We start from the raw sequence: 23377 nt of genomic DNA on the forward strand, positions 1-23377 counted from the left end.
GGTATCGACTGTGCCTAATCGTTTATTTATCAAATTATTGCTCGGATTTTGGCTTTGCAGCTCGCTAATCATCGCCTTAGTGGGTCTGTTACCATTGCTACAACAAAATCACGACCGTGCACCACTACCACCTCACCTTGAAAAAGTCCTATCGACGATAGCTAAGCGCATTCAAGAAAACCCCGCCTTGCTGGAATCCGATTTTCTTCGGCGCTGGGAAAGACACAGAGACATGGAAGGCAAACCTCTGCGGGTCTATCTTGTCAACAGCCAAGGCCAAGTGATCAACACCCACAGGGTGAGTCGCGGTGTACGCAGCTTTATGCTGATGGCAGATGAAGAAAAACAACCGATTAGCCATCAGTTTAAAGATGAGCTGGTGTTTGGTCCCTATCAATTTAATCTGGGCGCTGAAACGTATTCACTTTATGGCCGCCTACCGGATAATCATCCACGGCCTTGGTTCTTCTTCTTCGCCGAAAATAAGTTATTAACCTTAAGCCTAGCGATTTTCCTTTCGGGATTATTATGTGGCTTGCTCGCGTGGCATTTAGGTAAGGCATTAAATTCACTTAAAAAGAGTGCTAATGCCCTCGCAGAGGGCGACTTAAGTCACCGAGTCGATAAGTCCACCACTCAGCGCAACGATGAAATTGGTCAGCTCGCCACGGCTTTTAACAGCATGGCCGACTCCATCGAAGCTATGGTGAATAATCAGCAGCGGCTCATGGGGGATATTTCCCATGAACTACGCACCCCATTGACGCGGCTACAGTTATCCCTAGCCCTCGCACGTAAAAAAGGTCAGCAGACCACAGAAACGGAACGCATAGGTTATGAAGCTGAGCAACTCGAAAAGCTTATCAGTGAATTGTTAGAACTCTCGCGGGTCAAGCTCAGTACTAACGAAACCAAAGTACATTTAGGCTTGGCCGAATCCCTGAGCCAAGTTTTAGACGATGCGGAATTTGAAGCAGAACAGCAAGGTAAAAGCATTACTATCGATATCGATGAAGAAATTGAGTTAGCACATTTTCCTAAATCACTTTCCCGCGCGATTGAAAACCTGCTGCGTAACGCGATCCGTTATGCCGCAAGCGATATTCACCTGCAAGCGAGTGCGACGGCTGATCAAGTACAAATTACCATAAAAGACGATGGTCCAGGCATAGATGCCGCCGAACTCGATGCCATTTTTAAACCTTTCTACCGCCCCGACTCGGCAAGACAGAGAGAAAGCGGTGGCTGGGGACTTGGGCTGGCAATCACTGAAGCGGCGATTACCGCCCACAAAGGTAAGATTAAAGCCGAGAACCGTATACCAACGGGCCTTAAAGTGACGATTACACTGCCGAAATAGCCGATATACAGGGTAAATGTGACAACCAATGAACAAATGCTGACTTAGTTGGAATACGCTTATCTGAATGCCCCATTAACTGACTTAACGCATAACTAAATTGACAATAGAGTTGTATATCATCCGCTTTTCTATTGGAGTCGTCACTGTTGATCATAGCGCCACGAAGATAGTCCATGACTAATTCAGCTCGATTAAATCCAGATACATCACCGATTTCTGAAATAGTTAGCCGATTCCAGCGGTTGTATTCGACTGATAATTTTTCAAAGCGCTGTCGATAATTACTAGTCGTTTGCAATAACAAGGCCTGATTTGGCATTACTCGCTCAATCACGAACCGCTGTTGCGATAATACTTGATGAAGGCGGTAACAGTGATGATATAAAAAGCGTATAAAAGGGTCAGGATAACGCAATACATCTTGCTTAGCGGCAACTAACCACTCATCGTATTGAGCACATGCAATCGCAACCACAAGATCCGCTTCAGTTGTAAAGTGATTGTATATTGTGCCTTTCGATATTTGACTCGCCTCTACCAAATGAGAACGACATAAATCAAACGTTTTATGACCTCTTAAACTACGCTGTGCAACTTGTATCAAATAATCACTCCTTTGCTCCCAGCTACTCATACCGACCTCGTCACATTTCAACAAACAAAAAGGTTGCAACTTCACAATCAAACGATAACAGAGTTTAGAGTCAGCCTATATTGAGTAATACTGATACCACTATGAATAAACTAGGTAGCTAGATGCTAAAAATAGAATTACTTGAGAGTTTTATTGCAGTAGCAGAATGTGGCAACATGTCTAAAGCTGCCGACAAAGTCTGTCGCACTCAATCAACCTTGAGCTTACAAATTAAGAAGCTTGAGGAAGTGGTCGGCCAATCTTTATTGCTAAGGGATAACAAAGGTACGACATTAACAGAGTCCGGTTCGACCCTGTTAAATTACGCCTATAAAATGATGCAACTTAACTCGCAAGCTATTCATGAATTGAAAGACAGCCAAAATAAAGAAGTGATCCGGCTAGGAGTGCCTACTGACTATATTACATGCTATTTAAACAGCTGCTTACTGGAGTTTATCCGAGAGTTTACTTGTATCGAATTGGTCATTGATACTGACGTCAGTGGCAACCTTTATAAACGGTTGCAACAAGGTGAATTTGATCTGATCGTTGCTACCCACTGGCAAGCCCCTGCCAACGGAGAGTTGCTGTTTACACGCCGCTTTCATTGGGCAGCCGCAAAGTATGGTCAAGCGCATAAACGCAATACCGTTCCAATGGCGCTCTATCCCGAAAACTGCCCTATCCGAGCTCAGGTGTTTGCCAACCATCAGCTGTCAATGCGTCCAATCAATGTCTTACTGTCGACGCCTTCCCCCCATGCTCTGTGTATGGCAGTTGAAAATGACTTAGCCATCGCACCTATTGCAGAATTTAGGATCAATGAGCATATGCAAATATTGAATCCATACGAACATGGCTTGCCACCGTTACCCGAATTTAACGAATCCCTTTATCTCAATCCTGAAACGCAAACAGACGCCACAATGCAATTGATTACCTTGATTAAAGCAAATGTGTAACACTTTGCTAATGCTGTTAACTAGTCTGCGTGTAATGGCAAACGTATTTGAAAAAATGCCAACCCTAAGGTTGGCATTTTTATAACAGCGACAAAGTCTGTTAGATCTGCTTAGAAATAGTAACCAAAATTGATATTAACCCGCTTATCCCAACTGTCCCCCATTTCAGGCAACCCGACATGGCCGTTATCCCGAGTCGAGGCATACATATTTTTACCCATAATGAAATCAATCATAGTGTAAGTTGGGCCAGCAGAAATGGCACAGCCAGTAACATTTTGATAACTGGTATCAAAGCTGTCATCGGCAACATCCGGTGTCACCATACCGAAATCATTATAAAACTTCAGACTGCCCCAATCGGTCGTTACTGTCTTAGCTATATTTACGCTGTATGCCTGCGCTTTAGATGCAATCTCATACTGCCAATTGTAGGCTGCCACAGCGATCTTATTGCTGTCGACTGCATCGGCGGCGTCATATTCATATTGCATTGCTTGCAGTTGTAGGTTCCAGCCTTTATAACTACTGTCCATGTGGAGTGCTATGGCATAACGGTCACCATTGTTGCCAGTCTTGTTGTTATAGATCTGGCCATACTCAATCGACGCCCCCATCTGGGTTTTACCACCTTCGTAGCTCGTTTCATAAGTCTGGCGAAGATTTAACTGGTTAGTCTCTTCGTTGTTGTACTCGGTACCGTTGACTGCTCCACTATACAGATCGGTTGAATAGCGATCTGCGCGACCTGCCCCATATTCAGCATTCTTATAAAAGGCCATTTCAGTGCCCCAGGCACCACTCGAATACACCCCTTTAACACCCAAATCATAATCATCTTCGAAGCCTAGGTAATAAGGCACACCAAACCAGAAGCTATTAGAGATAAAACTTGGGTTGCCAAAAGGCACTTGGTTAACACCGAACTGCAGTTGCCACTCAGGGGTTAACTCATAAAAACCATAACCATAACGTAGTGCCTGCCAACCATCATAAAAGCGATATTCACTCGCTAAGCCCCATTCTCCCAGTTTACCGTTGAATTTAATCGCCGCCATGTCAAAAGCAAGGTCGCCAGCTTTGTCTTTTGAGCTCTCACTATAGTCTTTATAGGCATAATTCATCCTGACAGTACCAGCAACATCTATACCGTCTTGTTGTTCTTGTGCCGGTACTATTCCAGTCGTTAATGCCATTGGTATCATTGCAGCAACAAAAGACAAATTTAACTTTTTCATCATCTCACCTTTTAATTTTAATTGCCGTACGCCTTAGGTACACGGCACAAGCTTATATCGCCTTATACTTGGCCGTATTACGTAGTCGTTACCATTTCAAATGAGTCAGATCACACTGAATGACTTCATCTTTATTGGCTGGCGTACCAGGATTTTGTGCTGATTCGCAAAGCAGTGTGGTTCCATAATCATTACGCTTGTCATGGGCATTACTTCTTGCCCAGACAGAAACTATGGCTCTCTCTTCTGGCTTAGCTTCACAGCTACCATCAATATCGAATGCGTGTATTGTGTTTTCGTGGAAATACATCAGGGGGTCTTGGTCGTAACTTCCTGCTAACCACATCGTGTGGCCATTATGTTGTGCAGCATCAAACTGTACTCGACGCATCGTGGCATCTTTCTTGACTGTTTTTACTAGAGGTGAGTCTGCACGAACTGCAAAACTCTTAAACTGATTGGTACATGCTGGCACGCGCATGTTGTAGTACATCTCTGAGATAGCGTGATTATGGTAGGGGTAAAGCGTATCGACTGACTGTACTGTCATACCAACTTCGGCACCTACCTTTTCGCCATTGATCTCATCGATACGCAGCAGTCCCCAATGACCGAAGATCTCAGCGTAGGCGTAGCCACCGCGAATGTTGTTGAAGTTCTTGTCGTTACGCTTACTCTCCTCGGCATACATAGGGAACCAGCCTGCGGCTGCCCACAGATTGGGCAGAGCGTTAGCGCTGATGTCATAAGGGAATACCGAAGGCATCTTCACTTCATCACCAGTGACCATCTTATAGAAATTATTAGTGAAGGTTTTACCTAATTTCTGCACCTCTTCATTGGTCACCTTCGTCTTAAAGAATTCATCAAAAGTTGTACGCTTAAAGTGCTGCGCAACAGGTGAGTTCTTGGTTAATTCACCACCGGGGTTATAGATCCAGTTAACCTCTTCACGGACACCAAAACATTGCTTGGCCTTATCGGCGTTGTTGATCACCTGATAGATGTTTTTCACCATCAGCTTCATATCGCGGCGATCCATAATGCACATCTTTTGACCACCTTGGGTCGAATCGATCATGGCCTCATCTGAATTCAGACAATGACTGTTTTCGCCGTTAGTTAAAGCTATGGCATAAGCTTTTAGATAAGTTAGCGTCTCATCCCAAAGCATATTGACATACCTCTGATCGGCCTTTGAATAGGTTACTGGCTCACCCAGACACTTAAATTGTGCATTATCAATTTCACTCTGATCTAAGAAGTCAGGTAAGTCAGCAGCCATCGCCCCATTTACCGCAAACAATGACAACGCAATAATTGTCTTTTTCATTCATCTCTCCCTTATTTACATATTATTTTTCACCACTTTCTGGAGTGGAATAATATGCTTGGAATCCATTCCAAAAATTTAACCGGCACTGATTTGCAACAATTTAACAGCAGAAAACACCATTTAACCCACAAAACAGATAACAAATCGTTTATAAATGAAAAATATGGAATTAAATGGAAAAAAGCCCCTTAGCCATGACAACCAAGGAGCATATTAAGCGAAACGGTTAACAGTAAATTGTCTTTGCAGGGATAATAAAACCGCCAATGTTGCTAAACATTTTTCACAAGTTAAGAGGAGCCAACAACTTGTAATCCTAAAAATAAGGGGGAGAGCTAAGGTTAGGGATAGCCCATGATCAACATGGGCCTCTCACTAAGAGATCTTATTCTTTATGCTTGTCATACTTAAACGTATGACAGTTACTGCATAATGGCTTTTTAGCTTTATGCTCGCCATGACACTCTTGGCAAGGCAGTTCTTTGCCATAATGAAGGTTATTATGTGGGTTTTGCCACTTATCCTCTTCACTACGAGCAGTTTGCTCAGCTAACTTATCCAGATCGTGACATTGCAAACAAGCTTGGTCTGACGGAAATTGCTTTATACCGTTGTCATGGCAAGCCTTGCAGTCTTTACCAATTACATCTTTATGATAGTCTCGAAGTTCAACAGCCTGAGTTGATAGCGATAGCGTCGGTAAACACCCCAATACCAGCGCGAATACTATGGTTAATTTATTCATGGTTTATTCCTCGTATTATCGGGTAAATTTAGACGTTCATGATGCTGCGAGCTGCCGTCATACCCATCACCATACATTCAGGAATAGAGCAACTACCAAGACGGCTCACCCCATGAATACCACCACAAACTTCTCCTGCAGCATAAAGTCCAGGGATTGGCTTACCAGTTAAACTATCTTTAACCTCTGCCTTTGTTGTCACTTGGACACCACCTTGGCAGTAATGCACTTTCGGCCATAAACGAACGACGGTAAATGGAGCTTTAATGTATTTATCTTTAGCCTTCGCCATGTTCTTGCCAAACTGTTTATCAATACCCGTTTTGACATAATTGTTATATTCTTCAATTTGCGCCTTTAATGGCTCAAGTGGTACACCAAAGTGTTTCGCTAATTCATCAAGCGTATCGAACTTCCAGCCCACATTATATTTAAGAACTTTAGCAGTATTAGGATGCTGTTTAGAATCTTTGAAGCTGGTGATTAAAATGGGCGGTAGTGGCTCACCTTTAGTATCACGACACGCCAATTCTGCATCTGCTCGGGTTTTCCGATCAGCAATCTCATCCATAAAGCGCTTACCTGTCATGCAGTTAATTGCAATGGAGTGCGGGAAGTTAAAGATTGAATAATTTGAGACATACCCAAACCCACCCTCATCTGGAGATGCCCATGGGCCTGATTGAATATGTGCAAGATGCACAGGCACAGCCCCTAAACGGAACATCTCCAACATGCCTTCACCAGTAGCGCCAGGTATGTTGGTGCAACCCACTTCGGAAGTAAGGGTAGGATCTTGTGCCATGCGCAAATCAATGTTCTGTGCAAAACCACCTGTTGCCATAATTACGCCACGTTTAGCGCGAATATTTAGCACTTTCCCAGGTTGATCTTCACCAAAATGATAGTTCTCACGCATTTTCACGCCGACAACATTACCCTTTTCACCTAATAAGAAGCCTTCGAACTTAGAACGGTTATGAGTCCGTACACCGATTCTCTGACACTCTTTTAACAATGGCTGAGTAATACCTGCACCACAACTCACGCTTGTCTGGTAAGTACGCGCAACGGAATGACCACCTAACTGCTGCAAATATGGATGGTATTCAGATCCAGCATCTAACGTCATTTGCAATGCTTCTACGGCATGTGAGGCTACGTGCTGTAATAAGCTCTCGTCAGCAATGCCGCGGCCAGAGGCAATTTGATCCGCAACCATTTTTTCAACTGAATCTTCCACCCCTTCTTTTTTCTGCATTGGTGTGCCTGGGGCAGCGAATAAACCACCATTGATTGCAGAATTACCACCGAAGTAAGACATTTTCTCGAAAATGTGTACATCTTTTGCGCCCTTGCGCGTCGCTTCAATTGCAGCCGCTAATCCAGCAAAACCTGAACCCACGATTAGAATTTCAATCTCTTTATCCCACTTAATACCGTCAGCTTTCTCAGAAACTGCCATCGCAGGCGATACCATTGCTACGCCAGTAGCGGCACCTAAACCTTTGATAAAATTACGGCGTCCTAGCAGATTTGCGTTACTCATCTGTCATCACCCTTGTTGTTTTAATAGACATAAACATCATAACGATGGAATGCATTCCAAAACGTGAGTGCATCAAGAGTTGCCTCCGCTACAAATAAACAACATGGCAGAAACATTAACCAACTTCAGTTTTGTCTAAAAAAATGACTTAAACTGCATTATGGAAACCATTCCAAATGGTGAATTCAAAACAGAGTGAAAACTAAATAGACATAAATCCGCTTTATGATTGGAATACGAAAATGGCAACACATTAGTGTTGCCATTTATTTAAAGTAGAGAAAATCGTTAAATCTAACTTTAACGAAATAGTATTAGATTACAGCTTAACTAATACACGCCCCGTGACTTGGCCTTGGATAATTTTATTCGCGAAATCAGGCACCTCTGCCAATGAAATCTGCTGGCAAGCTTGCTGATAGAAATGTGCAGGCAGTGCTTTAATCACAGCTTCCCATGCCGCTTTTCGTTTCTCAAATGGACAAGAAACAGAATCGATTCCCAGCAAACTCACTCCCCGTAAAATAAATGGCATTACGGTTGTGGGTAATGCAAAACCGCCCGCTAAACCACAAATAGCGGCGGCGCCACCGTATTGCATTTGCGCTAATGCTTTGGCGAGGATCTTGTTGCCAACGGTATCGACCACACCCGCCCAGCGCTGCGCCTCAAGCGGCTTAGCATCTTGTTCAAGCTCACTGCGATCAATCACTTCTGCGGCACCAAGCTCCTTCAATAAAGGCGCATTCTGTTCAACCCGACCACTGCAGGCGACCACACGATAGCCAGCATTGGCGAGCAAAGTCACCGCCACAGAACCCACACCACCACTGGCACCTGTAACAAGAATATCCCCACTTTGCGGTGTTACCCCAGCCTGCTGCAGCGCTTGCACGCACAACATAGCCGTAAGCCCAGCCGTGCCTATCATCATGGATTTAGCGGCATCACAACCTTGCGGCATGGGCACCAGCCAGTCGGCTTTAACTCGCGCTTTTTGCGCCATTCCACCCCAGTGATTTTCGCCCACGCCCCAGCCCGTCAAAATCACCTGATCGCCAACTTGGTATCTCGCATCAGTCGATTCGCGCACCACGCCCGCAAAATCGATGCCTGGTACCATAGGAAACTGACGAATGATTTTGCCAGCACCGCTCACAGCTAAACCATCTTTATAATTCAGCGAGGAATAGGCGACATCAACCAAGACTTCCCCTTCTGGCAAATCAGCTTCTGTAATTTGTGAAACTTGAGCAAACGTGCGTTTATCTTCTTGCGTCAGTAGTAAGGCATCAAACATGAATCGCTCTCCGAAGGCCAAGCCGTATTAAACGATATTCAAAAAGTTACCATAAAAGGCATAGACATCATTAACAAGCAGACTTATTGCTAATAGTAAATGCTGAGATCTAAACAGATTAAAGATAATGACCAAGAGTGATCGAGCGCAAGAGATAGCAAGATTTAGCGTCTTTATTGCTTTAAACTCGCTTGCTGTAAAGCGCCACTTTGACCCCAGTAGCGGGCAAACTCAGTCAAGGTCATTCCGGCATTATTCGTTAGGTTCACATCGCATTCTTTCGCGTATAGCCGCTTTACAATAGTGAATTCGGCCTTAATCACAGCGCCCATCATTGCCGTATTACCACGCTTATCTTGCAAACAAGCATTAGCACCATGCTCAAGCAATAAATCCGTTGCAGCCTCTTGGCCGTTATAAGCCGCCACCATTAGCGCGGTATAGGTTTGACTATTTCTCTGGTCAATAGGGAAGCCTGCATCGAGAAAATGCTCAAGCACTGTGATATCGCCGGTACGCGCTGCTGCAAAAAAATAGTCCACCAGCAATTGTACTTGTGCGGTATCGGGCTTGTCCGTTTGACTGACAGTTGCGGATGTAACCAATGGTGCTTGAAGCGAACCCGCCCCCATTGCCACCGACATACTCAGGGCCACAATAATCAATAATAAGATAGCAATAGTGTGTTTCATCAATGGCTCCCAGCACAGCTAAAATAGAGATTTAAACAATGAGACGTGACGAAATGCCCGCAAGACGCCCTCTTAAACTGGGCAGAAAAGAGCTTGTTTACGTCTTGCGGGACTTACTAGGTTCGGACTGTTAACGCGCAAATCTCTTCGACCAAAACAGTCCTAAAAATAACGACATCAGATTGAACGCTGTTTAACGTCAGCCAGATCACCCTTTACGGCCTTGGTTAAAAGCTCACCAAACTCTGGGTCTGCACGATAAAAGTGACTGAGCATCTGATGTTTCACATTGGCATCGTTCACTTTGCCTAAGTCTCCGGCCAAGTTAGTGATCAGATCTGCTCTATCTTGCTTGCTCAAGCTGCGATAAAAGACGCCCGCTTGGCTAAAGTTATCCTGCTTGCTAATAGCCGTTTGTTGCACAGTCCCCGTTAGCGCAGTCGTTACCGCACGATAACGATTATCTTCGGCCAAGGCTAAATGTACGCTCGGTTGATAGTTCACATCGGACTGGGTATGCCCCATATTGCCCGCACCTTCTTGGTTGTGGTTTGCCACCGCCACTAAGGGTTTATTAATCGGCAATTGCGACAAATTCGCGCCGAGTCGATACAGCTGAGTATCGGCGTAGGAGAACATACGGCCTTGCAGTAATCTGTCTTCCGACGGCTCAATCCCTGGGATCAAATTCGATGGCGTAAATGCCGCCTGCTCAGTCTCTTGGAAGAAGTTTGCAGGCATGCGGTTCAGCGTCATAGTGCCCACTTTTTGTTCTGGCACATCTAGCCACACCTTAGTGGCATCTAACGGGTTGTAATCAAACTTATTAAGCTCAGTCGGGTCGAGTAATTGAACGTACAGATCCCACTTAGGATAGTTACCCTTGTTGATCTCACTATAAAGATCATCAGTTAAATGGTTAAAGTTTTGCCCTTGGACTTTAACCACTTCATCGGGACGTAAGCCTTTAACACCTTGCAGACTCTTCCAGTTAAATTTCACGTATTTAACTTGGTTATCTCGATTCACAAATTTGTACGCATGCACACCGAAACCGTCCATTTCACGATAACTGGCAGGTACACCTAAGTTACTGTAAACCTGAGTCAACATATGGGTTGAACCCGCTTCGTGACTGAAAAAATCGAAGAAACGATTCGGATCTTGCATATTGGTCACTGGCGATGGTTTGAGTGAATGCACCATGTCAGGAAACTTGATCGCATCGCGAATGAAGAATACGGGTAAGTTATTACCGACTAAGTCCCAGTTACCTTGGTCCGAATAAAATTTGGTCGCAAACCCACGGGGATCACGCAGCGTTTCTGGCGAACCTTTCGAGTGGATCACAGTAGAAAAGCGCACAAATACGGGCGTCACTTTACCTTTTTGTGCAAAGGGTGCCGCTTGGGTTAGGTTACTAAAATCGCCACTCGATACAAACTCACCATGGACACCTGTGCCTCTGGCGTGGACGACACGCTCAGGAATACGTTCACGGGCAAAGCGTTGTAGCTTCTGGATAAGCTGCACATCTTGCAATAACACGCTGCCATTACTGCCCGCTGTGGTCGAGTTTTGGTTATCACCCACAGGTGCACCATTGTCACGTGTCAGGGTATTTGTTGGTAAAGTTTGAGCCTGCACATTCAATGTCAGACCCATAGAAATAATTAAAAGGCTTTTAGTAAGATGCATAACAGTTCCTCTTCTATGCATAACGCCAAGCTCTTTTCTGCCTGCCCGCAGTATAGTTCTGAATTTGTAATTAGAAGAAACGATCTTTATCGATTATATGAATCAATAAAACCTATTAGACATAAATTGGCAACAACAAAAAGTCACATTGTCAGATACTGAAGCTAGATATTGTGGACTAAAACCTCTCGGTTTTAGTCTATTGCGAAGTGGATAAACGTGGGGTGATTAAGAGATATTTGGCGATTGATTGAGCTTCGCAACAAGAGCCGTAAGCTAACATTAATCCTTAAGCCCCATCTGTTTTAATCGACGGTACAAAGCATTACGGCTGATCCCTAAACGCTTAGCGCATTGGCTCACATTGCCATTACAGGCTTGGTATGCCTGCAGCACATTGCTATAAATCGCCTCATTTAGGGAATCCGATTGAACCTTTGTGGCATTCGGCTCCACAGCGAACTTACCACTTTGCAGGGGTGATGCAGAAGGTTGACGGCTTACCTCTTTAAATTCATCACATAAAGATGCAGCTTGTAACAGGTCTACTTTTAACGGCTCGCATGTGAGTTTGGCCGCCAGATAATCAGGTAAATGCTGCCAAGTTAAAGTGTCATCGCCTTCAGCCATCAAGCAAGCGACTTGCATGAGGTTATCCAGCTCACGCAAATTCCCCGGCCAGTCGTATTGCATCATTTGCCCTAACAGTTCTGGGCAGATATCCTGCGCGGCGATACGATGTTTACGATGCAATTTATGGATAATACGCTCGATATCCAGCCGCTCCCGCAGCGCAGGTAAACGCACCTGCAAGCCATTCAGTCGATAGAACAAATCCTGTCGAAACAGCCCTCGAGCCACCTGTTGTTCTAAATCCATATGGGTTGCGGCAATGATTTGGATATCGACTTTAAAGCTTTGATTGCTGCCAACGGGCACCACTTCGCGCTCTTGCAATACCCTGAGTAAACGACTCTGGGCCGCCAGCGGCATTTCGCCGATTTCATCTAAAAACAAAAAGCCACCGTGAGCTTGGCGAATTTTACCGATAAACCCAGTGCGGTTTGCCCCAGTAAAAGCGCCTGCCTGATAACCAAAAAGTTCAGATTCGACTAATTCGGCAGGCAATGCGGCGCAGTTCACTGCCACTAAGGGCTCGCTGCGACGTGCACTCTGGGCATGAAGCTTTTTAACAAACTGCTCTTTACCGACACCGGTTTCACCGAGCACTAATAGCGGAATTTGCTTAGTGATCACCTTATTGGCATGTTGCCAAGCACGTTCTAATTGAGGATCGCGAAACCGCACCCCCAATTGATTGAGCGATTTATTGCTAATCGCCACCCGACTCTTGATGCTAGGAATGTTTAAGGGCTGAGTCTGTAAATGCAAGGCTAAATGTTGATTAAAACCACCCGCACGGCTCCAATTATCGCCTAAGTACTGTTCGACGGCATCGCCGACCTTGGCATGATTAAGCAATTGTTTCGCCATGGGATTACAACCCACAATGCGACCATCACTGTCGGCAATCACTATGCCCTGCCAACCCGAATTGAGCAGATTGGGCTGCGCCGCTAAATCGATTCGATAATGACTGTCGGGCAGATGGCACAAAAGCGCGGTCTCGACCTGCTGCGCCAAACTCGACACTAACATCAGCGTCTGCTGGGTGTGTCTTTGTTGCTCGCTGGTGATATCGATCACCCCGAGCATCTCACCTTGGGGGGAAAATATCGGGCAAGCAGTGCAACTCATAAAACGATTCTGGCGAATAAAATGCTGCTCACCCACTACAGAGACCGCTTGTTTGGCGGTGAGTGCCGTCCCTATCGCATTAGTGCCCTTGTGTTGCTCGAGCCAATTCACCCCAATATCCAGAGCCACATCCGCCAATTTTGTGGAGTAGCGACTCACGCCCCAATGCCTGAGCACATAACCCTCGGCATCGCTGAGCAAGAGTCGGCTATTGGAATGCGCCATCAACTGGTTGAACAAAGGCAAGGCATGGGATTGCACTAATGCTATGAGCATTTGATATTGCTCATGTTTCTGCTTTAGTCCGCAGGCATCGAGCCTAAGATCTTGGGGTAACTGAAATTCTGACAAGCCAGCGCCAATGCTGCGCTGCCACGAATCGGCCAACCACGCCTGTGTCGATGGTAAATGCGGTTTAACTGTCATAGCCGTGCTACCCCGAGCTGTGTTCCGTTTCGGCACAATTGCTGTGTGCCATTCGATGACAAAGTAACCAAAGGACACACTTCTCTCCCTGAGTGCCCATACTTATTCAAATCTGCAAAATTAGCTTTTCATCATACTGTTAGCACAACAAGTGTACAACTCCTGCCAGTTTGGCACTCTCCTTGCGATGCTCACTTGGTATGCAAGCCTAAGGTGTTGCATAAGAGAACACTAAGCCAATCAATAGGATTCGCTTAAAGCAAAACGAAAAATATTTAAAAAGGCATCCAGCAGAGATGCATCAACAAGACTCCCTTGCTGAAGCCAAGAGCGTAAAAATCGCCAACGCCCAGCATGCCATCCACAAGAAGGAATGATTCTATGATTTATGCTCAACCCGGAACCGCAGGCGCAATCGTTAACTTCAAAGAAAAATACGCCAACTTTATCGGCGGAAAATGGGTCGCCCCAGTCAATGGCAAATACTTCGACAATCGCTCACCCGTGAATGGCCAAAATTTTTGCCAAATCCCACGCTCCGACGCCCAAGATATTGAATTAGCATTAGATGCTGCCCACGCAGCCAAAGACGCTTGGGGTAAAACCTCAGCCACCGAGCGCTCAAACCTGTTACTGCGCATTGCCGATCGCGTCGAGCAAAATCTCGAATACTTAGCCGTCGCCGAAACCTGGGAAAACGGTAAAGCGGTGCGTGAAACCTTAAATGCCGACTTGCCCTTATTCGTCGATCACTTCCGCTACTTTGCGGGTTGTATCCGCGCACAGGAAGGCAGCGCCGCCGATATCGATGGCAACACAGTCAGTTATCACTTCCCAGAGCCTTTAGGCGTGGTCGGCCAGATCATTCCTTGGAACTTTCCGCTCTTAATGGCCGCATGGAAAATCGCCCCTGCGCTAGCGGCGGGTAACTGTGTGGTACTCAAGCCTGCGGAGCAAACGCCGGTATCGATTCTGGTCTTGCTCGAGCTGATTGAAGACCTATTACCCGCGGGTATTCTTAACGTAGTCAACGGCTTTGGTGCCGAAGCAGGACAAGCACTGGCCACCAGCAAACGCATCACTAAACTTGCGTTTACTGGCTCCACCGAAATTGGCTATCACATTTTAAAATGCGCCGCTGAATCCTTAATTCCATCGACCGTTGAGCTTGGCGGTAAGTCGCCTAACGTGTTTTTTGCCGATGTGATGGACCATGAGGACGAATATTTAAATAAAGCCGTCGAAGGTATGTTGCTGGCCTTCTTTAACCAAGGCGAAGTCTGTACTTGCCCATCACGAGTGTTAATCCAAGAGTCGATTTTTGATCGCTTTATCGAAAAAGTACTCGCCCGCGCACAAACCATAAAGCAAGGCGATCCCTTAGATACCGACACTCAAGTGGGTGCTCAAGCCTCTAAAGAACAGTTCGATAAAATCTTAAGTTACTTAGCCATAGGTAAGGCTGAAGGTGCAGAAGTGCTACTAGGTGGCACACTTTGCCAACTCGATGGCGGCCAAAGCGAAGGTTATTACATCAGCCCAACCATTATGAAAGGCCACAATAAGATGCGTATCTTCCAAGAGGAGATCTTCGGCCCTGTGATTTCTGTCACCACTTTCAAAGATGAAGCCGAAGCCTTAGCGATCGCGAACGATACTGAGTACGGCCTAGGTGCTGGTGTGTGGACACGGGACATGAACACGGCTCAACGTATGGGACGTGGCATTCAAGCTGGCCGCGTGTGGATTAACTGTTACCACGCCTATCCTGCCCATGCCGCCTTTGGTGGTTACAAAAAATCCGGCATCGGTCGCGAAACCCATAAGATGATGCTCAACCACTATCAAAATACCAAGAATCTCTTGGTGAGTTACGATGTTAATCCTTTAGGTTTCTTCTAAGGTTTTGGTGCTCAAACAAGTTGATGTGAGGAAACTTTTATTAGGTTTTTAAACGTCTTTGCAAGCAGGCTTATAAAACTTTCCGCATGAGTAATAGATACAAGTGATAAACATGAAAGGGCGAATAGCCCTTTCTTTTTTAACTGAATTTAATTCAAACCTCACTCAGTTTATATTATCAATCCGCGCTAAACGCTGAGCTAATTCAGCAAGAGAGGAGGCTGTTTGTGGATCGCTTTGGGGATCGACAACTTCAACCAGTTTAAGTTTTGGCTGAAAAGGTAACCAAGAACTGCCCGTTGTCATCACTAAATCCAGCACAAACTGACCGTAATAGTGCAACCTCAGTCGGTTATCCGTCATAGGCCAATGGGCATAAAGCAGAAAAGAATCGTACATTTGCGCCAAAGAGGTTGTCGCAATGAGCTTAAACCCTTCATCAAGCAGACTAAACTCGGTCGATTCTTCGAAGGGACAATCAAAAGAAGTGATGACCAAATACCCCGAGGTTTTATTGGGTAAAACGCAGCGATATTGACCTTCAATCACTAAGCCAGCAATAAAGGAGTGAGTAGGTTGGCCATTGAAATACAAAGGTATTTTCAGTGGATTAAGCTCAAAGCCATCAGTACGTGCTGTTAGCAGTGAAAATGCCGTTATCGGCTGCATCTCTTACCCCACTTATCTCGCCTACCTATTTCGCCTACCTATCCGCGAAAACACACGTCACGCGGCTCTTGCAAACTCAAATCACTAGGACTGCCGGCTTTTCCAATAACAGCCCAGTAAGATCAAATAGCCGACAAAATACGCCACGAGATCGAGTGGATCAAAATGGCTACCTATTACTATCCGCGCCAATCGATTTCCACCCAAGCCTAGCTTATCGACTAAGCCCCAATACTGGCCAAACTCGATGGCAAAGGCAAACAGCAATACCGCAAACGCCAGCCAAGGAGTTTGAAAAAAGCGTTTAATACCCTCGCCTGTGTTTTGTGCTAGGGGCTTTTCTACTGGGCTGGCAACCGGAACGACAGCCCGCACCATGCAAAACAGTAAGATCACCACCAATACATCGCCCACAAAACCACGAATAAAACCCGCAGGTGCATATAAGGCGATTAAGACTTCGGTCAAAAATAATAAAACGGCATAAATACAAAAGGATTTACGACTCGGATTGCGGCTGATGAAAGCGCGAATAACGGCGGTAGACATAAATAAGTTAATCCCTTCACTCGGTTGAGATGGCAGAATTTACCGTAATACCAATAGGTTAACAAGTGAGTTTTCGTTGACATTTAACACTCGCCACACGAGCAAGCGAACCACTCACCCCCATCAATTCGATAAATGTTCGCGCCTCAAAATTTAAGCGAGGTTTAAGTTTGGGTTAAGTAGCCTACACCTAAACCCACTTAGGAGCGTCACACCATGTCATCAAACACACTGCAAACCATCAAAGTCTGGGACCTGTTGATCCGCATATTCCATTGGTCACTCGTCGGCTTTTTTACCTTAGCCTACCTCACTGAAGGCGAAGACGAGTGGATGACCATCCACAGTTACGCAGGTTATAGCATCTTAATTTTACTGGTGTTTCGCCTGCTGTGGGGCGTGATGGGCACACACAATGCGCGCTTTAGCAACTTTATCACTCGCCCTAAAGAAGTACTGGTGTACCTCAAAGGGCTCGTCACGGGCAAAGCCAAAGACTACATAGGCCATAACCCCGCTGGGGCAATGATGATAGTGGCCTTGATTGCCAGCATCGCCATCACGGGATTCTCGGGTATGGCACTGTACGCCACCGACGGACACGGCCCATTAGCCACGAGCTTTTTCGCCACTTGGCCTGAAGGCGTCATAAAAGAAGTCCATGAATTCTTTGCCAACTTCACCGTGTTCCTTGTGGTCATCCATGTTGGCGGCGTCATCGTCAGCAGCCTGTTACACAAAGAAAACTTAGTCAGAGCCATGGTCACGGGCAAGAAACAACGCCCTGCGGAACAAAAAGATTAATCCATTAGCCATTTTGCTTAGCAATAAGACATCCAGCCCAAAAGGAATGCCCTATGAACAGATTAACCAGACACACGAATAAAAGTCGCCTTGCCATTGTCGCGATTTCCACCTTGCTGCTGACTAGCCTTAGCGTTAGCGCCGCCAACAGTAAAGTGCAAAGCCTGCCACTTAGCGCCGAGCGTATTGGCACGCAGCTGCAAAGCTATCAAGCCCAAGGCGCAGGACCTTTTACCGCCGCCGCAGGACAAAAGCTTTGGCTACAGGACATGGACGGTCGCAGCTGCGCCAGTTGCCATACCGCCAAAGTCACTGGCATGGGGATGCACCAAAATACCCGTAAACCCATTGACCCTATGGCGCCGTCGATTACCGCAGATCGGTTAACCGACTCAGCCAAGATTGAGAAATGGTTTAGCCGTAACTGTAACTGGACTTTTAAACGCGACTGCACGCCGCAGGAAAAAGGCGATGCCTTACTCTGGTTAAGCCTGCAATAACCGCCAAATGTCGACCTTATAACTCATTCAATTAGCTCATTTAATTAGATCAATTAATTTCAATACCTTCCACAGAAGGTAACGACACAAAAAGGAAGATGTCATGACTCAACAAGCACACCCTATTAGCTGGCTCCTCGGCTCATCACTCACAGCTGCGGCATTAGCCATTGGCGTTATCGGCATCAGCCTAACCTTAGCCAGCACAGGCTATGCGGACGATGGCCGCGAGCTCAGCCGCGCCGTTCCACAGAATGCGGAATACACGGCAGAATGTGGTAGCTGCCACATGGCTTATCCAGCCAATTTACTCCCCGCCAATAAGTGGCGCGCCATTACCGCAAATCTTGATAATCACTTTGGTGACAACGCCAGTCTAGATCCTCAAGTCACTGCTAGAATTGAGGAATATCTGGTTCAACATGCGGCGCAAAATGGTAAGGTGATGAAAAACAGCACGCCGCTGCTCGTAGGGTCTGGGCCGCAGAAGATCACAGAGCAGGCATATTTTATTGGCAAACACGATGAGATCCCAAGACGTATGGTGCAAGATAACCCCAAAGTCGGCTCATTCAGTCAATGCAGCAATTGTCACAACCTCGCAGAGAAGGGCATATTCGATGAAGATACCGTTAATATTCCTGGCTTTGGCCGTTGGGATGATTAGCAGCCCCAGCTGCAATGCCCACGACGATGATCTTTCAAACAAAGTGGTCGAGTGGGTTAAGGAGGGCAAGGTTTTGCCCTTCGACACCATAATGCAACGCTATGAATCACGGCTAAAGGGGCGGTTGCTCGATCTCGAAGTCGAGCAAAAACATGGAAGGATCATCTACGAGCTCGAAATCCTTCGTGATGATGGCATAGTGTATGAAATCAAAATTGACGCCAAAACCGGCGAGTGGCTAAAGGAAAAGGTCGACTGATGCGTTTGCTATTGATTGAAGATGATACCGATCTGGTCGCGCGCCTCATTCCCGCCCTTAACAAGGCGGGTTATACCGTCGAGCACGCCGATAACGGTATCGACGGTGCCTTTTTAGGCGAAGAAGAAAACTTCGAAGCCGTGATCCTCGATCTCGGTTTACCCGGCAAACCTGGTTTACAAGTCCTCGGCCAATGGCGACAAAAAGGCTTAGCCATGCCAGTGCTTATTCTCACCGCCCGTGATGCGTGGCACGAGCGGGTCGATGGCCTCAAGGCGGGTGCCGATGATTACCTTGGCAAGCCTTTTCACATTGAAGAACTACTCGCAAGGCTCGAAGTGTTGATCCGCCGCCACTTTGGCCGTGCCGACAATGTGTTGCAGCATGCAGGCGTCTCCCTCGATGTCGACAAACAAGCCGTCACTAATGTTGATGGTGAAGTGATAGAACTGACTAAGATTGAATATCGTCTGCTGCATTACTTAATGGTCAATCCCAGCAAGATCGTCTCTAAGTCAGAGCTCAGTGAACGCATTTACGAAGAAGATCAAATCAAAGACAGCAATGTCATCGAAGTGTACGTCAACCGCCTGCGCCAGCGCTTAGGCAAGGATTATATCGAAACCCGCCGCGGCCAAGGTTATCGACTCAAGGAGTAAAGGCGTGTATTCACTCAAGGGTTATCTGACGCGCAATCTGCTGATCACGCTCACCTTTGCTATGGTGTTGTTACTTTATTTTCTGTACCAAGGTATCCAAGTATTAACCCAAGACTTTGTCGCTTCGCGTCTACAACACGATGCCGACAGCCTGATCTCCGCCCTGAATCATAATCCCGATGGCACATGGGCGCTCACCACCGACCGTTTACCCAATGTGTACCACAGGGTTAATTCTGGGCATTATTTTGCAATTCAAATCGGCGAGCAAACTCTGCGCTCACGCTCCCTTTTCGACCATAACGTGAACATGCCAAAACTGACCGCTGGTGAGCAACACCAAGCCACCCGCTTTGTCGGTAAAGAACATTGGCTGATGTTCAGTCAGGCCATTATCAAAAATGATCAATTGGTTATCCTGTGGGTGACGGAAGACATTAGCGCGCTTGAACAAACCCAAATACACTTTTTAGCCTTTGCCAGTGCGGCGGTATTACTCACGATTGTCATGCTATTAATGGCCCAGCATCAGCTACTGAAACGCGGTTTTAAACCCTTAGAACAGATGCCCGAAGCCATACGGCAGATGCGTACCCAAGGGCAAGAAATCAATCCCGCCAAAGTACCGAGTGAGATAGTCCCACTGATTGAAGAGATAGATCGCTTAGTCAATCAATTGGGGCAGCGAGTGCAACGTTCCCGCAATGCTCTAGGTAACTTGGCCCACGAAATGAAACGTCCGTTACAAGGGCTGCAGTCCTACCTAGAAAGCCTTCCACCAGAACAGCGGAGTGAGGGCAGCAAGGTGCTCGCAAGCCTGCACCACATCATTGAGAGAGAGCTTAAGCGCACTAAGATTGTCGGCCTATCCACTCCAGGGCGTTATACTGTGCTCGATGACGACCTAGCGCCGCTAATCAAAGTAATGCAGCGTATTTACCCAGACCGCATTATTCATAGCCATTACACGAGCGGCTTAGTGATGCCGTTTGATCGGGATGACTTACTCGAACTCTTAGGCAACTTGCTGGATAATGCCTGCAAGCATGGCCGCAAGAACATTGAGATCCGTATTAGTCAGCAGGACGTGCCAACCACAGGCTATGGGATAGAAGTGAGTGATGATGGCGAAGGTGTCTCCGATGCCGCGCTGTCAGTTATCATTGAGCGCGGCATTCGGCTAGATGAAAGCATCCAGGGCCATGGTTTAGGATTGTCTATCTGCAAGGATATTGTCGACAGCTATCAAGGCGAGCTCAGCTTTAGCAACGCTAAACAAGGCGGACTTAACGCCAGCGTATTTCTGCCGATCCCGAATTAAGCGGTATACTCACTCGGCCTGTGTCCACTAAGTTCATGCAAGCCAATAGAGGGTATAAGTTGCCCATTCAAACCCCTTTCACCAATCAATCTAGAGATTTATATGAAAGTTATCGACCTAAAATCTGCCCCGCAACACATTCCACAATTGGCGGAGTGGCATCATCAAGCATGGGCACATTTGAGTTCTGCGGATGCTTCAGTCACTACGTTGATTGAGGAAATGAACGAGTATTTAACTGACGCCGCCATCCCCAAGATGTTTATCTGCGAACAGGCAAATCAAGTGATGGGATCATCTTCATTAATCATCGCAGATATGGACAGCCGAACTGACTTAAGCCCGTGGCTCGCCAATGTGTATGTGAATGCAAACCATCGAAATAAAGGATTAGGTAAGTTGCTAGTCAATGCCGTCGTTGAGCATGCTAGAGCGATTGGTTTACAGAAAATCTATTTGTTTACTGCAGATAAAGCCGATTTTTATCGAACGCTGGGTTGGTCAATGATTTCACTGGAAGATTATAAAGGCGAGATGGTCACGATTATGGAGTATAAATTGAGTCAGCAAAGTTGCTAAGTTAAGAGAGCAAGCTCCACGACGGACGTCGTGAAGCTGTACATGCGGGCTAAATATCTAAATGTGATATCCAATACTTAGCGACAAGCCGATGGCTTTAGTCAATTTCTATATCCACACCGAAACGATTGGATAGTTGGCGTTGCTCGTGCAGAATTTCAATTCGGCGGCGAGTGTCTTGGGTCAACTTGTCTTTGAGACGCAAACCACTGGTAATGGCGGCTTTTTTGGCTTTCTTGCTCTTCATCGGTAAATCAGTTGTCGTTGCATCCGTAGGACTCTCGACGGCTTGAGATTCGATAGACATAGCTAACTCCTTTAATTAGAACCTTAAATAGGCTCTTCCAGTAAATCCCTGTTCAAAACGAACAAACAGGTCATCTTTATAATGAGTCAATTCGCCATTCACTATTTAAGTAATAGATAATTTGGCGACTCATAAACTTACGGCCCATATCATTTACCTAAGCCAACAAAATTAAATCACATGCTAACAGGATAAAAATAATCGAGACGTAAGGTCGAAATGAAAAACTGAGTATTGATTGACTTCATCAGCGTAACAGAACCCTAACGAGTCCTAAATTTCCAGCGACAAAGCGGCATAACATAGGTAGAGAAAGAACAGGTGGTAATGCAGAAAGGTTGGTAAGCTCAAGCGGCAAAGCGCTGCTGCGCAACAATTAGGCTACGCAACAGTACTACATCTAGCCTAGATTTACGACTTATATGGCATAGCGCCGAGGTAATCTTTCTTGCCAATTTCAACACCGTTGTGGCGCAAAATCGCGTAGGCTGTTGTTACATGGAAGTAAATGTTCGGAATAGCATGCTCAATGGCAAACTCATAACCTGTAAGATATTTTCCTTCCCATCGTGGTTGTGAGACATGGATCGTGGCCGCATTAGCAAAATCATCCGCTTTAAACGTTGCTAAATAATCCAAAACTGAGCTAATACGCGCTTGCAACTCAGCCAGCGTCGTCTCGCTATCATCATGCTTTGGCACTGTATCTAAGTTATCAGTCAAACGTGCTACGCCAATTTTGGCAGTATCGCAGGCAATTTGAACTTGGCGAATAAGATTGAATTGATCCGGCGCTAAACGTGAGTTTAAAAGAACCGCCATATCAACTTTCTTGAGGTTTGCGAAGCATTCGCCTTTTTCAAGAATAACGCTTAAATTTTTCAGCATCTTGCTAAATTGTACAACCGTTAAATCATAAAGCATGGCATAGACCTCATTGATGGACGCTACAAAACTGCAGCACTTAAGACGATCTTGGGGCAAATTACTCAATTTCAATCATTCTTGGAATTTAAGTATCTGCTTAATAATAAATACTTCAATATAAACGATATTAAGTCAATTAGGACAAGAAAATGATAGACGTTACCTGTAGGGATAGAGCGTCAGCTACAAGCTAAGAGATTAAAATTATCTCGGACTGATCCGAATAACAATAACGTACACTCGTAGGAATTGGGATGGCCGGCTATGACGATAACCACATACTTCGAGCCCGAAGCATTAGCGTCACTGACACGAAAATATCAGCAACGCCATAACGAAAAAAGCCTCATCTTTCGATGAGGCTTATCTCTTAATGTTGGCGGAGCGGACGGGACTCGAACCCGCGACCCCCGGCGTGACAGGCCGGTATTCTAACCAACTGAACTACCGCTCCTTTAGCTTAACGTCTACACGTTAACCTAAATTAGGCGCTTGGCGATGACCTACTCTCACATGGGGAGACCCCACAC

The 23377-nt window shown here is 46.0% G+C and carries 23 protein-coding genes and 1 tRNA gene; 10 read left to right on the forward strand and 14 right to left on the reverse strand.

Annotated features, from left to right (window positions below):
- The first annotated feature begins 10 nt into the window (after positions 1-10).
- A complete protein-coding gene (locus tag L5M28_RS10470) occupies positions 11-1360 on the forward strand; it encodes an ATP-binding protein (protein ID WP_113941371.1) in 1350 nt (449 codons plus the stop codon).
- Here L5M28_RS10470 and L5M28_RS10475 read toward each other — a convergent pair.
- A complete protein-coding gene (locus tag L5M28_RS10475; RefSeq protein WP_212600227.1) occupies positions 1344-1997 on the reverse strand; it encodes a TetR/AcrR family transcriptional regulator in 654 nt (217 codons plus the stop codon). The two genes, L5M28_RS10470 and L5M28_RS10475, sit on opposite strands and share 17 nt — an antisense overlap.
- Before the next feature lie 122 nt (positions 1998-2119).
- On the opposite strand from L5M28_RS10475, the gene L5M28_RS10480 reads away from it, so the two are divergent.
- Positions 2120-2962 (forward strand): LysR family transcriptional regulator, encoded by an 843-nt coding sequence (locus L5M28_RS10480; RefSeq protein ID WP_212600226.1) that lies wholly within the window; start codon positions 2120-2122, stop codon positions 2960-2962.
- A gap of 110 nt (positions 2963-3072) precedes the next feature.
- Here L5M28_RS10480 and L5M28_RS10485 read toward each other — a convergent pair whose 3' ends face one another.
- From L5M28_RS10485 to L5M28_RS10520, 8 genes are all read right to left on the reverse strand, one after another.
- Positions 3073-4203 (reverse strand): hypothetical protein, encoded by a 1131-nt coding sequence (locus L5M28_RS10485; protein WP_263203279.1) that lies wholly within the window; start codon positions 4201-4203, stop codon positions 3073-3075.
- 85 nt (positions 4204-4288) lie between these two features.
- On the reverse strand, positions 4289-5533 hold the full coding sequence (locus L5M28_RS10490; RefSeq protein ID WP_263203281.1) for a hypothetical protein: 1245 nt from the start codon (positions 5531-5533) through the stop codon (positions 4289-4291).
- 388 nt (positions 5534-5921) lie between these two features.
- Positions 5922-6281: a cytochrome c3 family protein gene (locus tag L5M28_RS10495; protein ID WP_212600223.1), complete on the reverse strand. Its 360-nt coding sequence runs from the start codon at positions 6279-6281 to the stop codon at positions 5922-5924.
- Between the two features lie 28 nt (positions 6282-6309).
- Positions 6310-7830, reverse strand: coding sequence for a flavocytochrome c (locus L5M28_RS10500; protein ID WP_263196870.1), 1521 nt, complete (start codon positions 7828-7830; stop codon positions 6310-6312).
- 319 nt (positions 7831-8149) lie between these two features.
- On the reverse strand, positions 8150-9130 hold the full coding sequence (locus tag L5M28_RS10505) for an MDR family oxidoreductase (RefSeq protein WP_263196868.1): 981 nt from the start codon (positions 9128-9130) through the stop codon (positions 8150-8152).
- Between the two features lie 173 nt (positions 9131-9303).
- The gene (locus tag L5M28_RS10510) at positions 9304-9822 is read right to left on the reverse strand and encodes an ankyrin repeat domain-containing protein (protein ID WP_263196866.1); all 519 of its coding nucleotides are present in this window, start codon (positions 9820-9822) and stop codon (positions 9304-9306) included.
- Between the two features lie 177 nt (positions 9823-9999).
- Positions 10000-11520, reverse strand: coding sequence for a catalase (locus L5M28_RS10515; protein ID WP_317630004.1), 1521 nt, complete (start codon positions 11518-11520; stop codon positions 10000-10002).
- A 282-nt stretch (positions 11521-11802) separates the two neighbouring features.
- The gene (locus tag L5M28_RS10520) at positions 11803-13704 is read right to left on the reverse strand and encodes a sigma-54-dependent Fis family transcriptional regulator (protein ID WP_263203299.1); all 1902 of its coding nucleotides are present in this window, start codon (positions 13702-13704) and stop codon (positions 11803-11805) included.
- A 381-nt stretch (positions 13705-14085) separates the two neighbouring features.
- Here L5M28_RS10520 and L5M28_RS10525 point away from each other — a divergent pair, with 381 nt between their 5' ends.
- Positions 14086-15606 (forward strand): aldehyde dehydrogenase family protein, encoded by a 1521-nt coding sequence (locus L5M28_RS10525; RefSeq protein WP_263203283.1) that lies wholly within the window; start codon positions 14086-14088, stop codon positions 15604-15606.
- A gap of 165 nt (positions 15607-15771) precedes the next feature.
- On the opposite strand, the gene L5M28_RS10530 is transcribed toward L5M28_RS10525, so the two are convergent.
- Positions 15772-16275, reverse strand: coding sequence for a hypothetical protein (locus L5M28_RS10530; RefSeq protein ID WP_263203285.1), 504 nt, complete (start codon positions 16273-16275; stop codon positions 15772-15774).
- Between the two features lie 84 nt (positions 16276-16359).
- The gene (locus tag L5M28_RS10535) at positions 16360-16824 is read right to left on the reverse strand and encodes a DUF2809 domain-containing protein (protein WP_263203287.1); all 465 of its coding nucleotides are present in this window, start codon (positions 16822-16824) and stop codon (positions 16360-16362) included.
- 216 nt (positions 16825-17040) lie between these two features.
- Between L5M28_RS10535 and L5M28_RS10540 the strand changes: the two genes are divergently transcribed.
- From L5M28_RS10540 to L5M28_RS10570, 7 genes are all read left to right on the forward strand, one after another.
- Entirely contained in the window at positions 17041-17628 is a 588-nt protein-coding gene (locus tag L5M28_RS10540) for a cytochrome b/b6 domain-containing protein (RefSeq protein WP_263203288.1), read from the forward strand.
- 53 nt (positions 17629-17681) lie between these two features.
- Positions 17682-18128 (forward strand): DUF1924 domain-containing protein, encoded by a 447-nt coding sequence (locus L5M28_RS10545; RefSeq protein ID WP_263203290.1) that lies wholly within the window; start codon positions 17682-17684, stop codon positions 18126-18128.
- 103 nt (positions 18129-18231) lie between these two features.
- The gene (locus L5M28_RS10550; protein WP_263203292.1) at positions 18232-18795 is read left to right on the forward strand and encodes a diheme cytochrome c; all 564 of its coding nucleotides are present in this window, start codon (positions 18232-18234) and stop codon (positions 18793-18795) included.
- Positions 18788-19054, forward strand: a complete 267-nt coding sequence (locus L5M28_RS10555) for a PepSY domain-containing protein (RefSeq protein ID WP_012196525.1) — start codon at positions 18788-18790, stop codon at positions 19052-19054. The genes L5M28_RS10550 and L5M28_RS10555 overlap by 8 nt, the downstream gene beginning before the upstream one ends.
- A complete protein-coding gene (locus L5M28_RS10560) occupies positions 19054-19713 on the forward strand; it encodes a response regulator transcription factor (RefSeq protein WP_006079718.1) in 660 nt (219 codons plus the stop codon). Before L5M28_RS10555 ends, L5M28_RS10560 begins: the two co-directional genes overlap by 1 nt.
- 4 nt (positions 19714-19717) lie before the next feature.
- Complete coding sequence (locus L5M28_RS10565; RefSeq protein WP_263203294.1) at positions 19718-21034, forward strand: sensor histidine kinase; 1317 nt, start codon at positions 19718-19720, stop codon at positions 21032-21034.
- Between the two features lie 102 nt (positions 21035-21136).
- Entirely contained in the window at positions 21137-21613 is a 477-nt protein-coding gene (locus L5M28_RS10570) for a GNAT family N-acetyltransferase (protein WP_263203295.1), read from the forward strand.
- A 97-nt stretch (positions 21614-21710) separates the two neighbouring features.
- On the opposite strand, the gene L5M28_RS10575 is transcribed toward L5M28_RS10570, so the two are convergent.
- From L5M28_RS10575 to L5M28_RS10585, 3 genes are all read right to left on the reverse strand, one after another.
- Positions 21711-21920, reverse strand: a complete 210-nt coding sequence (locus tag L5M28_RS10575; protein ID WP_105251048.1) for a hypothetical protein — start codon at positions 21918-21920, stop codon at positions 21711-21713.
- 411 nt (positions 21921-22331) lie between these two features.
- Positions 22332-22844: a DUF1993 family protein gene (locus L5M28_RS10580; protein ID WP_063885021.1), complete on the reverse strand. Its 513-nt coding sequence runs from the start codon at positions 22842-22844 to the stop codon at positions 22332-22334.
- Positions 22845-23224: 380 nt separating this feature from the next.
- A tRNA-Asp gene (locus L5M28_RS10585) sits at positions 23225-23301 on the reverse strand.
- Positions 23302-23377 lie beyond the last annotated feature (76 nt).

Source organism: Shewanella sp. SW32 (assembly GCF_025653365.1).
In the GTDB taxonomy this organism is placed as follows: domain Bacteria; phylum Pseudomonadota; class Gammaproteobacteria; order Enterobacterales; family Shewanellaceae; genus Shewanella; species Shewanella oncorhynchi.